This is a genomic window from Klebsiella spallanzanii, from assembly GCF_902158555.1.
Taxonomy (GTDB): Bacteria; Pseudomonadota; Gammaproteobacteria; order Enterobacterales; family Enterobacteriaceae; genus Klebsiella; species Klebsiella spallanzanii.
In genome coordinates, this window is sequence record NZ_CABGGS010000034.1 from 1 (window position 1) to 12,778 (window position 12,778).

9 protein-coding genes and 1 pseudogene are annotated in these 12,778 nt (G+C 52.0%); 3 read left to right on the forward strand and 7 right to left on the reverse strand.

What is annotated here, in order from left to right:
- The 3 genes and pseudogenes from FN082_RS17855 to FN082_RS17865 all read right to left on the reverse strand — a co-directional run.
- On the reverse strand, positions 1 to 1,737 hold a 1,737-nt coding region (locus FN082_RS17855), incomplete at its 3' end, for a sensor domain-containing phosphodiesterase (RefSeq protein ID WP_142982040.1).
- A gap of 352 nt (positions 1,738 to 2,089) precedes the next feature.
- Positions 2,090 to 2,650, reverse strand: a complete 561-nt coding sequence (locus tag FN082_RS17860) for a LysE family transporter (RefSeq protein WP_235892134.1) — start codon at positions 2,648 to 2,650, stop codon at positions 2,090 to 2,092.
- 493 nt (positions 2,651 to 3,143) lie between these two features.
- Positions 3,144 to 4,586, reverse strand: a pseudogene (locus FN082_RS17865) (IS1182 family transposase).
- Between the two features lie 266 nt (positions 4,587 to 4,852).
- Between FN082_RS17865 and FN082_RS17875 the strand changes: the two are divergent.
- Entirely contained in the window at positions 4,853 to 5,305 is a 453-nt protein-coding gene (locus FN082_RS17875; protein WP_142982041.1) for a GNAT family N-acetyltransferase, read from the forward strand.
- A 117-nt stretch (positions 5,306 to 5,422) separates the two neighbouring features.
- Here FN082_RS17875 and FN082_RS17880 read toward each other — a convergent pair whose 3' ends face one another.
- The 4 genes from FN082_RS17880 to paaZ all read right to left on the reverse strand — a co-directional run bounded on the left by FN082_RS17880 (position 5,423) and on the right by paaZ (position 11,263).
- Positions 5,423 to 5,755, reverse strand: coding sequence for a SymE family type I addiction module toxin (locus FN082_RS17880; protein WP_142982042.1), 333 nt, complete (start codon positions 5,753 to 5,755; stop codon positions 5,423 to 5,425).
- Positions 5,756 to 6,406: 651 nt separating this feature from the next.
- A complete protein-coding gene (locus tag FN082_RS17885; protein WP_142982043.1) occupies positions 6,407 to 6,586 on the reverse strand; it encodes a hypothetical protein in 180 nt (59 codons plus the stop codon).
- Between the two features lie 146 nt (positions 6,587 to 6,732).
- Positions 6,733 to 9,000 carry a primary-amine oxidase gene (gene tynA, locus FN082_RS17890; protein ID WP_142982044.1) on the reverse strand — a complete coding sequence of 756 codons (2,268 nt, stop codon included), beginning with the start codon at positions 8,998 to 9,000 and terminating at the stop codon, positions 6,733 to 6,735.
- Between the two features lie 217 nt (positions 9,001 to 9,217).
- Positions 9,218 to 11,263: a phenylacetic acid degradation bifunctional protein PaaZ gene (gene paaZ, locus FN082_RS17895; RefSeq protein WP_142982045.1), complete on the reverse strand. Its 2,046-nt coding sequence runs from the start codon at positions 11,261 to 11,263 to the stop codon at positions 9,218 to 9,220.
- A gap of 285 nt (positions 11,264 to 11,548) precedes the next feature.
- Between paaZ and paaA the strand changes: the two genes are divergently transcribed.
- Positions 11,549 to 12,478, forward strand: coding sequence for a 1,2-phenylacetyl-CoA epoxidase subunit PaaA (gene paaA, locus FN082_RS17900; protein ID WP_142982046.1), 930 nt, complete (start codon positions 11,549 to 11,551; stop codon positions 12,476 to 12,478).
- Between the two features lie 11 nt (positions 12,479 to 12,489).
- Positions 12,490 to 12,777, forward strand: a complete 288-nt coding sequence (gene paaB / locus FN082_RS17905; RefSeq protein WP_139538082.1) for a 1,2-phenylacetyl-CoA epoxidase subunit PaaB — start codon at positions 12,490 to 12,492, stop codon at positions 12,775 to 12,777.
- Position 12,778: the final 1 nt, after the last annotated feature.

Below are 12,778 nucleotides of genomic sequence, written 5' to 3' on the forward strand. Positions count from 1 at the left end.
ATACCAGGTTTCAAAAACATCGGGGGTCATTGGTTTGGCAAAAAAATAGCCCTGAACTTCATCGCAGCCCAGCTTTCTTAAAATATCAACAGTACTGGCTTCCTCGACTCCTTCGGCCAGAACGATATAGTCGAGTTGCTTGAGGAGGGTGATAACGTTGCGAACAACGATGCGGCTTGCCTTGTCGTGGGCAACCTTACTCACAATAGAGCGGTCAAGCTTGATGATGTCCATCGGGATTTGTCGCAGGTAATTAATGTTGCTGTATCCCGATCCAAAGTCATCCAGAGAAATTTTAAACCCGCGTTTTTTGAGCATGTTTAGTCCGTTTAGCGCGGTCGGACTTTCAAGCATCTTCTCTGTTTCCAGACACTCCAACCCCAGCAGCGCCGGGTCAAGAGACGCATTCCGCAGTTTCTGTTCAAGCTCCTCAGCGAAATCGGGCCGAGAAAAGTCACTGGCGGCCAGATTAATTGACACTGGCAGAGTAAGTCCCTGGTCCCGCCACTCGCTCAGCTGCGCGATAGTACGATCGATAACCCAGGCCGTGAGCTCACGCATCAGGCTGGTTTTTTCGACCAGCGGGATAAATTCGCCGGGCAGGACTTCGCCGTTGGTCGGATGCTTCCATCTGACCAGCGCTTCAGCACCCGTCACGCGCCCGGTCGCCAGTGAGATTTTCGGCTGATAGACCAGATATAAGCCCTGGTTTCCCTTCAGCGTTTGTCTGAGTTCGGTCAGCAGGCTGAAATCTCTCTTTTTGCGGGTATCCAGGGCGTCATTATAGGTGGTAAAACGATGCCCCTGGCTTATCGCCTCATGCAATGCGCTCACCGCACGACGCAGAATTTCATTCGGCGTCAGGGTGCTGTCGCAAAGCCCGGAGTCACCCATGTGAATATCCAAATCCAGGGGAACTTCCGGGCCAATCCTGGCCTGGGTTCCCTGAAGGTTTTGTGCAATGTTTTTCAGTGACAGGGCCGTAGGTTCAGGCGTAAAAAAAGCAAATCGTCCGACCGCCACGGCGTAAAGCTGGCCCGCCATGGGAAGACGTGCCTGCAGTTCGACGGTCATGTCCCGAAGTAAGTTTTCTACGGCAATCATCCCCAATGAGCGGGCCATCTCGTAGGCAAAGGGCATATCAATGCAGTCAATGATGACCAGCCGGAAGGTGCTCGCCGCCGACACCTCAATGTCCTTCAGCAGGCGCTGACGATTGGGTAATAGTGTGACGACATCGGTATAGCCTACCGAGTGCCAGGAGGCCAGGAAATCTGATATAAGCCCTGCCATCTTTTCAAAAAGATCGAGCTGCTTGTCTGAAAGTTCCCTGGGTTGAGTATCGAAGATACACAAGGTTCCTATCGGTACTCCATCCTGAGTTTTAAGTGGACACCCTGCATAAAAGCGAATGAATGGATCTTCTTTTACCGCCTGATAGTCATGAAAGGTAGGGTGCTGATGAGTGTCATGACAAATGAATGTTTTACTCTGTTTCAGGGGCTGTACGCAAAATGCCTCGCTCAGGCGGGTTTCCGTGGTGGCGATATTTTGAGCGGATTTGATATATTGCTTTTCTTCATCGAGAATAGAAACAAAGCTCATCGGCATGTTCAGCAAGTGGCATATTAGATGAGTATATTTTTTTAACGCATCATCCCGACCTTTGTCAGGATTTTTCAACAAGTCGATAGCCGCAAGTCTTTTACTTTCATCTCTACTGAGATTAGTCAACATGGTAAGACATCCTCCGGTGCAGTAGGCTTTTGGTTGTTCCACACTCGCAGGTGGCATGGATCATTCTTCCAATGGCATGTGGTAATACATACTCAGTGACCCGCCTAAACTCTCACATTAAAATGTTTCCCATTGATTGTCTCCCGGAAATGTCTCCCCAGGGCTGTCCGGTAATTCTGCCCATCAGTCAGACACTGTCATCTCACATGCTTAATGCGAGATATTTGACTAGCAGCTATGAGCGAAAAGACGAAATGAACACTTCGTATCACCAGACTACGTCGTACTAGTCAGACTCACTTTAACAGTAATCGTATTCCCAAAAAGGCCATAAAGCCTCCGCTGAGTTTATCTATAAAATGACGATATTTAATGTAAGCCTTACGTGGCCGTCAGTTGATAATAAGCATGCAACGACTGCATACCAGAGCACATCAATAACGAATGCCATTGCGGGCAGGATGATGTACATAACAGGCTGAATATTTTTGCTCAACGCTGCGGAAAAAATACTGGCAAATACCAGCGCAGTATGGGGATTGCTGATTTGCGTAAAAAAGCCAGTCATAAAAGCTTTCGAAACGCTTACTTCCTGTGTACCGGCAGAATTATTAAAATGATTTGAAGGACGACGAAACATTTTCAACGCCAGCCATAAAAGATAGCAACCGCCTGCAACCTTAAGTCCTGTGTAAAGTGATGGGATCAGAGTCAACAGGGTGTGGAGACCTGCTAGCGCTATTGCAGCAAAAACAGACGCACCAAAACCCATACCTGCAGCAACAGATAAAGCCGTCCGTCTCGAACTGGACATTGCCATTCGGGCAACGAGAAGAAAGCTAGCTCCCGGGCTTATTGCACCAAACAGGATAGCTACGCCAATAGCAGAAACCGCGATCAAATCACCGGTCATTCATGTTTCCATCTTTAATCAGTGCCAGACAGCCCCTCATTGTGCGAACCGCATACCTAATGAACTGCTACTGGGAACAATATAACACTGTGCAAACAAAGTCCGCTATTGGCACAGACTGTGTGAAAACCCTACCTAAAAACCGAAGTGCGTGAGGTTATGCAAAATCTGGAGTCGATCGACTGGTCAACCTGCGTCAAATTTACGTAGGAGCGCATTTTTCGACTCTGTTCTACACTCTTTCTACGATCATTAACGTTTTCACACAGCCTGGGCACGAAGCGGACGAGTTTGCAGGGTTGAAAGTCCGCTGTGAGCGCAGGCTGTGTGAAAACTCATAGCTTTGAGTAGCCAAAAAATATTTCTCATCTGTGTTTTGAGAATGCTGTTTAAGTTGACGAGTTAATCTGTGATTTTATTCGGGTGTTTCAGAGATTTTTATTGCGGGAAAGAGCCTAATATTTGTTTCTGGAGGATAAAACGGCCGGAACCGTTAGCCGTATTGTTCCTGAAGCTGAAATATCAATCCTGTAGTACCCCATATCGATATCATCCTTTTCTGGTTATAAGCCAATATATGTAGACTTATTTCCGTACTGACATTTTTAAATTTCCGCATCAGGAAGTGCGTTGCACCCATCCACATTTTAATTGTCCCAAACGGATGTTCTACCGTTTGCTTTCGCATGACTACCGCCTGAGGAAATGACTCAAGCCTCGCATGCATTTCTTCCATTTCAGCTTCATGAACCCAACGGCGTATACGCCTTGGATCGCGTTTCGATGTAGTGCACCTGGAGCGCTGGCTGCAATCGCGACAGGCAATATTGTTAAAGTATAAATGTTGCTCCAGTCCGTCCTCTATTGAGATAAATCGATTCTGAAGCTCATTGCCCATTGGGCATACATAAACATCTTTTTCCCTGTTATATCTGAATATTGAGCGATTATAGAGCCCCTTACGTTCAGCACCAGAGGTATCTCCTTTTGGCACTAACGCCACGGCTCCGCTATCCAGAACTGTTTTAATATCGCTGCGACTGTAATACCCTTTGTCGGCAAGTACTGTTATGTCCTTCCGGCCAACAGCTTTCTGAGCCAGTGTTGCTACTGAACCAAGTTGCCCATTATCTGTTGTGTTGGTAACTTTATGCGCAACAATCAAGTGGTTCTTCGTATCCACAGCTGTCTGAACGTTGTAGCAAACTTGCCGATTCATATTATTTGTTTTCATCAACCGGGAGTCAGGGTCGGTTAAAGAGAGTTGTTTATCTGGCTGTTGTGCGACTGCTTGTTGGATCTCCTGAAGCTCACGTAAACGCTTTTTTAGCCAGGCCAGTTTAGTGGCAGTTAACTTTGTGTTTGCATCTGGCTCAGTATTCTTGTCGGCTTCATCCAGCTTGTTTAAATAATAAGTAATACTTTGCTCAACGCGCTCAATATGGTCTTTGGCTTTCTGAGATGTGAAGTTGTTGGGTTTGCTGTTTACTGCTTTAAATTTGCTGCTGTCGATGGCAACAACGACATCAGTGAACATTTGCATTTGCCGGCACAGGCCAATAAAGGCCCTACAGGCATTCCTGATACCTTCACCGTTATCTTTTCTGAAGTCTGCAATGGTTTTAAAATCAGGCGTTAATCGTTCAAGTAACCACATCAGTTCAACGTTCCGATGGGCCTCTTTTTCCAGTCTGCGGGAGGACTGAATTCGGTTGAGATATCCGTAAATGTACAACTTCAGTAGGGTTGCAGGGTGATATCCGGGTCATCCGGTTCGCTTTGCATCAACTCTTCTGAAACCAAGAGAATCGAGCTTTAGTCCATCAACAAAGATATCAACGACTCTGACGGGGTTATCTTCAGTGACAAAATCATCCAGTGCATCAGGGAGTAATGTCACCTGGTGCCTGCCTTGTCCTTGAATGTGATTGGCCATGTCGGTATCCGCAGTATTCATTCGTATATTTCTAATTTTAATGAAAAAGTCAGTTCGTCGCATGGGTTTATCAAGAATGGTTGATCATATGAAACCATCGCTTAGACCAAGAAGTGATCAGGAGTTTTCACACAGCCTGAGCGAGGTGCGGACATTACATCCCCGATAAAGCCAAGGATCAGGGTTGTCCCATTATCTGTTCCAATGTGGTGATTTTTCAGGCAGCATACTTTATTCTGGTTAAACTCCCTTTGCAGGATATAACCATGATAACAGTAGAGAAATCAGATCCATTTTCTTCAGAATCCCATCGCTTAATCGAAATGCTGTCAGCTGAACTTGCCGCTATTACTGGCGATAATGGCAAAACCAACTTCACCGTTGAAACTATGAACAATGACAAAGCATTATGGGTATTGGCAAAAAATGCACATGGCGATGCGATAGGATGTGGTGCAATCCGCCCATTAACACAAAACATAGCTGAGCTTAAAAGAATGTTTTCGGACCGAAGCGAGCCAGGCGTGGGTAGTGCATTACTTACTTTTCTGGAAACCTCTGCAAAGCAAATGGGATATCGAGAACTTAAGCTGGAAACCCGACATATCAACCTCCGGGCCGTCAATTTTTACGAGAAAAATGGATATGTTCGTATTGATAATTATGGCCCATACGTAGGCCGGGAAGAGGCTGTCTGTTTCTCAAAGGTATTGTGCTGATTTTATTTATCAGACCTCACTTCCGCTCCTGGCACATAGCAGAAGCGCCACCAAACACTTCATGAGCCACGGGTGTGAATCCCGGCGTCGCTTTGCTCGGCCGGGCTACGACCATCGCTAGAGTTTACCGCCCAACTTCCTGCGCTTAATAGCCGGAATCTCTCCGGTATCATTCAGCGCCCCCGGAAAGGTTTTCAGCCATGCCTTTACTTTTCGCTGATTGATATAGGTTGCGCTCATACCTTCAAGACAGCCCCAAAGCTCGCGAGTATTTTGCGGGGTAATCACAATACAATCTTTCATCACGCGAATTTTAACCGGCATCCCGTTAACAAATCCGGCTTGAGCCATCCACTCGCCGTATAAAGGGATCGCGCGTGCTTCAACATGGGAATAAAACTCGCAGTCGGTAAAATCTGGAACGGTGTCTGGGGTGAGGGGTGTTGCCATGGGGCAGCCTCCGATGAGTAGGGTGTTATTACCACCACCGGAGAGGCTAATCTCGTGGGTGGTGGAACCGAACAGAGTTAGCCTTACCGGCCTCATCGCACCGGCGCATCTTGCGATGCCCCCGTCCGGCCCACCATTGAGGTGTAGCAGTACGCACGACACAAAAAAAGCGCTAACGCGCAAGTGTCGCCGATGAAGTTAGGTCAGGAGGCTAATCCCGGTACCTGATTTTGCAGGTACAACAATACGATACAGCGCTTACCTACGCTGGGCAATACCGTTTGCTGGAAGGCGGCTCGCAGAAATGAGCGAAATACAACGGTAACGCAGCGGTCTTTGAACTATTGAGGTGTTTTAATCAACGGGGACAGGTCAGGGATGCTGAGGACATAAAAAAACCGCCGCAGCGCTGAGGTATCCCCAGTAAATTTTTATAATTTAACGAATAGGCTAATGTATTGCTCTGAAAGGGAAATTCGCACTGTTCGGTTCCCTCGCCCCTTTGGGGAGAGGGTTAGGGTGAGGGGCTGGCTGGATCTGAAAAGGAAATAAAATTCACTTTAATAACCGTGCATTAACCCTCACCCCAGCCCTCTCCCTTAAAAAAGGGAGAGGGGGCACGCCGTGCCTGACCTTATTTCAGGGGATACCTCAGCGCCGCAGCGGGTCATCGAAATCTTTCATTAACGCAACAGGCTTTGCGGAACGTTTATGCAAAGTTCCTTCTCTGCTGGCACGCTCAAAGGAGGCTTTAAGTTGGCGCATGGCTTCTTGCTTGCCCTCTGCAACAGTCATTTTCTTAAGTTCGGAAACATTGGGTTTGTATGGCATAACCTCGCTCCTCCTCTCCAACATCTTTGATTACTCTGGATACTATATTAGCCAGGGGAGATCCCCAAACATACCTCGCCCCCCTAAAACAAAAAAAACGGCGCTAAACCCGGGGGGATTTATCGCCGTTCAGCCCTCAAATCACCTTACTTCTTCTTCTCCCCCAGCGTCGGCGTCTCGTCAAAGAAGTTCCACGGTTTCAACAACGCATGCGCCCACTCGGTTGGCATAATCGGCCACTCTTCGGCGCGCGCCACGTGGGTAGTGCCGGTAGTGATCCACACCACGTCATCATGGTTGTCCAGTGATTCGTCATCTTTCGCGTACTGGCCGAGGCCGGTGTCGTGAATCGAGCGGTTAGGATATTTACCTTCCGGGAAGCGCTCGGTTGGATGGTAGCGGGTGACCCACAGCTGTTTATCCATAAAGCTCAGGCGATGGTAGATCCACTCGTCAGGGGCAAATTTCGCGCCGGTCGCCACCGGGTGCGTGCCGCCTGCGTAAGGGATAATTTGATACGACACCGGGTTGCCCACGCGGTTTTCTTTCGTGGTATTGCTCAGCAGGCGAATGGTGCCGGGGTCAAATTTCTGCGCCGCTTTCTGCTCGCTATCAATGGTGTACTGATTGATCTGCATGGTGCTGGTGCGCGGGCCTCCGGCGGTATTCGGCTTCACTTCCGGGTCCATCGCCACCAGGCTGTTATTTTCGCCATCGACGTCAAGGTCCAGGCGGAAGTTGTAAATGTGCTGGTGGGTGGTGCCGACGATATTATGGTCGATAAGCGTACCGTAGCGGGTATCGTCTTTGGCGCTCGGGTCGTGCATGGTTTTCGCCAGCACGCCTTTCACCGCTTCAATGCCGGTAGCGCCGGCGTCGATGCCGATGGTGCCGTTCTCGTGGAATACCCAGTCAAAGATATAGTCGTAGTTGCCGACGGTGCTTATCCAGCGTACCACCAGTTCACGGCGCTCGGTGCTGACGTTCGGCTTGCCCATCTCCTGGTGTTTATACTCAGGCCCAGCGTAGCGCTCAAAGATGGCGATGGCGCGCGGAATAGTCGAGGGCGCGCCGGTGTAATCGGCGATGGTTTCATCCAGCAGCACGGCGTTAGACGGCGCATCTTTACCGCGCACGATTGGCGAGGTCAGGGTGCCCATACCGTAATCGCCGGAATCCAGATACGCTTTGAAGTACCAGCCCACGTCCGGGTCGCCGTAAGGGACGATCATCCCGCCGAGCGATCCTTCGTACATCACCTGACGTTTTTTGCCGTTGTCGTTATAGGTGACGGTTGAGAGAATCGGCCCGACGCGTGAGTTCAGACGCAGGTGGAAATCCCAGTTCTGCCAGTGCACCATATCGCCGGTGATGGTGTAATTTTTGCCTTCAGGTTCGATGATTTCCAGCGGTTTCACCGATTTTGCCACGCGGTCGCGGCCATCGTATGGGCGGGATTGCATCGGCACCGGGATCACCGGGCCTTCTTCAATCTTGATGATTTTCTTCTGCTCAAGATCAACCACCGCAACAAGGTTTTCAATCGGATGTGCCCAGTAGTTGCCATCGCCGGTATCGAGGTAGCTGACCACTTTCAGCAGGCGCGCGTCTTGCTTGAGGCCATCTTTACCGTCGAAATAACCGACGGTCAGCGGGGTGGTGACCACTTTGGTAGTGTCCTGAATGCCGTGTTTTTTCAGCACGTCAGCAAATTCGGTGCTGGTGTTAATGATGTTCTGTACGCTGACGAAATCGTCAATCAGCACCATGCCGTGCGCGTCTTTAATCGGCGTCCAGGAGAGGATCTTTTTATTTTGCAGATCGACCACGGCTTCAATCACGTGCTTGCCGTCGAGCATCACCACGTCGGCGGTGCGCGGGGCGTTAACCGGCGTGCCGTTGAGGGCAAAATCCCACACCGCTTTTTTATCCGGTTCGTGCAGGGAAATTTCGGTGAAGCGCGTGTTGGCCTGGAACTCTGGCGCGGCTTTAACAATAGTGACCGCTTCGCCAATCTCTGCTGATGACAGCGAGTTCAGCGGGTGAGGGACTTTTTCGACCTGGAAGGTCTGATCAAGGCCGGACTGGAAAACGTCGTTGATAAAGGTGTCAGAAATCCACGCTTTGCCGTCTTTCATCACCACCGGCACCTGTAAGCTCAGCGACTTGCCGTTGAGGATCGCGGTTTTCGCGCCCGGCTTCACCTTCACATAGGCACCGTCTTTAATCAGCGTAAACACCTGCGCGTAGTCGTCCCATTGAACATCAGCGCCAAAGTCTTGCAGCGTTTTGTCCATCGGGACCATATGCGCTTCGCCACCGTGGGCGAACGCCGGGCCAGTCCCGACGCAACACAGGGCGATAGCCAGCGCCAGTGCGGTTTTGCGTGTCTTTTGAATCAAAGCGTTAGACATTGTGACCTCATCTTATCGTTATGTTGTGCCGTGCCAGGCTTTTCGGTTCCAGTCTCTTAACCTAACAGCCAAACGTCACGACACGTTTGCTCACGCTTGCCAGGTTATTGGTCAGTTATGCCAGTTACAAAAAATGCCTCCGCAGAGGCATTCAGGTGATTGTGTCGATGTTTCTGCCGGATAAGGCGCTAGCCGCCACCGGGCAATCGCACGGAGCTTACGCCGGGAAATCCCCTTTCTGACGCGTGACTAGTGTCAAAATGGAGTACAGCGCCACCGCCTGCTGGTGCTGGTTGAAAATCTCCACCGCCCATTCCACCACGCCGGTGGCTTTCTCCTCGGCGCTGCGCTGGCGTTTCACCGTTTTGCGCTTGCAGGTCAGGCGCACCTGGATGGTATCGCCCGGCTTCACCGGCTCGATAAAGCGCAGGTTTTCCATGCCGTAGTTGGCGATCACCGGGCCGACGCCCGCGTCAACAAACAGCCCGGCGGCGGCAGATATCAGGAAGTAGCCGTGCACCACGCGTTCGCCAAAAATCGACTCGGCGGCGGCAATTTTGTCCATATGGGCGTAGAAGTGATCGCCGCTCAGGCAGGCAAAATTGACGATATCCGCTTCGGTCAGCGTGCGGCGCGGGGTCAGCAGGCTGTCGCCCGGCTGGATCTCTTCAAAGTATTTGCGGAACGGGTGAATGCGGTCTTCCGCCACCTGCGCGCCGCGCACCCATTGCTGGCCGACGGCGGCGAGCATAGTCGGGCTGCCCTGAATCGCGGTGCGCTGCATGTAGTGTTTTACCGCCCGCAGACCGCCCAGCTCTTCGCCGCCGCCCGCGCGTCCCGGGCCGCCGTGCACCAGCTGCGGCAGCGGGGAACCGTGGCCGGTGGACTCTACCGATGACTCTTCGTTCAGCACCTGAATACGCCCGTGGGCACGTGCGGCACCGAGAATAAACTGGCGGGCCAAATCACCCTTCGCCGTCACTAAGGTTCCCGCCAGGCTACCTTCACCGGCACGTGCCAGCGCCATCGCGTGCTCGCAATTCTGATACGTCATCAGCGTGGCGACCGGGCCAAAGGCTTCAATGGCGTGTACCGCCGGAGTCTCGTCCGGCTGCGGGCAGAACAGCAGGGTCGGCGGGAAGAATGCGCCGACAGCGTTGAGATCCGCGCGACCTCCCAGCAACACTTCACATCCGGCTTCGATCAGTCGATTTACATTATCCTGTACGTCCTGACGCTGCTCGCTATTGACCAGCGCGCCCATCTTCACGCCTTCCTGCGCCGGGTCACCGACTACCACTTTTTGCAGGCGAGTAACCAGCGCCTCGCGCACCGCGTTGACCTGCGCCTGGGGCACGATAATGCGGCGAATAGCGGTACATTTTTGTCCGGCCTTGGTGGTCATCTCGCGCACCACTTCACGAACAAATAGCGTAAATTCAGGCTGTTCCGGCGTCACATCTTCGCCCAGTACGCAGCAGTTCAGCGAATCCGCTTCCATGGTGAAGGGAACCGACTTTTTGACCAGATTTGGATGCACCCGCAGCTGCTGCCCGGTTTTTGCCGAGCCGGTAAAGGTCACCACGTCCTGATGGTCAAGCTGGTCGAGCAGGTCGCCCGCGCCGCCGCAAATCAGGCTAATCGCGCCGTCCGGCACCAGCCCGCTGTCGACAATGGCTTTGACCATTGCCTGGGTGAGCTGCGCGGTGGCGGTGGCCGGTTTGATAATCGCGGGCATCCCGGCAAGCCAGGTGGGCGCCAGCTTTTCCAGCATGCCCCAGCAGGGGAAGTTAAAGGCGTTGATATGCACCGCCACGCCGGATTTTGAGGTCAGCACGTGACGTGCGGCAAAGCCGCCCTGTTTGGACAACGGGATCAGCTCATCTTCCGGCCACAGGGTGTCGTCCGGCAGCTCGCGGCTGCCGAGGCCTGCGTAGGTGAAGAGGGTGCCAATACCGCCTTCAATATCCACCCAGCTATCCGCACGCGTCGCGCCGGTCTCGGCGGAGATGGCATAAAAATAGGCCTTCAGTTCCAGCAGATGTTTCGCCACCGCTTTTAACATCGCGCTACGTTCAATAAAGGTCATCGCCTGTAATGCTTTGCCGCCGCGATCGATGGCGAAGCGGCGCGCCTGCGCCATATCCAGCCCCTCGCTTGTGACTTCCCACAGCGCTTCGCCGCTGATGGCGTGATGAATGGTGCGGGTGCGGCCCCGGCCGGTCTGCCAGGCGCCGGATAAATAGCTGGCTAACTGCTGCATGGTTATTCTCCAGATATGTTACGTAATCTCGCTATAAATAGTTCTTTTCTGAATCATAAAATGCAAGCCTGATTTTAATAATTTATTAACAATGTGATCGCGGGTGAGTTGCGTGATCGTTATATTGATTTGATTTAATTGATTTTATTAAAAGTATTTGCGGTATGCATCACAAAATACACAAACAAAATTTGTGGTTTTATTTAACTTGAATGTAACTTTTATAAAACAAAGTGATTCGCAAAAATTGATTTGTTGAATTTATCGGAATCATAAGGTGATGACGTGACAGAAGAAAAACGCTTTGACCAACGCATTGCGCAGGAGACGGCCATCGAACCGCAGGACTGGATGCCGGATGCCTACCGCAAGACGCTAATCCGCCAGATTGGCCAGCACGCGCACTCGGAAATCGTCGGCATGCTGCCGGAGGGCAACTGGATCACTCGCGCCCCAACGCTTCGCCGCAAAGCGATTCTGCTGGCGAAAGTGCAGGATGAAGCCGGGCACGGCCTGTACCTCTACAGCGCCGCCGAAACCCTCGGCTGCGCCCGTGAAGATCTGTATCAAAAGATGCTCGACGGGCAGATGAAGTACTCCTCCATTTTTAACTACCCAACCCTGACCTGGGCAGATATCGGCGTTATCGGCTGGCTGGTCGACGGTGCGGCGATCGTCAATCAGGTGGCGCTGTGCCGCACTTCCTATGGCCCGTATGCCCGGGCGATGGTCAAAATCTGCAAAGAAGAGAGCTTCCACCAGCGCCAGGGTTTTGAAGCCTGCATGGCGCTGGCGGTAGGCAGCGAAGAACAACGTCAGATGTTGCAGGACGCTATCAACCGCTTCTGGTGGCCTGCGCTGATGATGTTCGGCCCGAGCGACGACAACTCGCCGAACAGCGCCCGCAGCATGGCGTGGAAAATCAAACTGCACTCCAACGACGAACTGCGTCAGCGCTTTGTCGACAACACGATTCCGCAAGTGGAAATTCTCGGCATGACCGTACCGGACACCGACCTGCAGCTTGATGAAGCCGCGGGCCACTATCGCTTTGGCGCTATCGACTGGCAGGAGTTTAACGAGGTCATCGCCGGGCGCGGAATTTGCAATCACGAGCGTCTGGCAGCTAAACGCAAGGCCTGGGAAGAGGGGGCATGGGTGCGTGAAGCCGCGCTGGCTCATGCCGAAAAACAGCAGGCCCGCAGCGCCGCCTAAGGAGAATAAAGATGAACAAAACATACTGGCCGTTATACGAAGTGTTTGTCCGCAGCAAACAAGGTTTGTCTCACCGTCACGTCGGCAGCCTCCACGCCGCCGATGACCAGATGGCGCTGGAAAACGCCCGCGATGCCTACACCCGCCGCAGCGAAGGTTGTTCGATTTGGGTGGTGAAGGCGAGCGAAATCGTCGCCTCGCAGCCGGAAGAACGCGGCGCGTTTTTCGACCCCTCTGAGAGCAAAGTCTACCGCCATCCGACGTTCTACACCGTGCCGGACGGCATGGAACATATGTGAG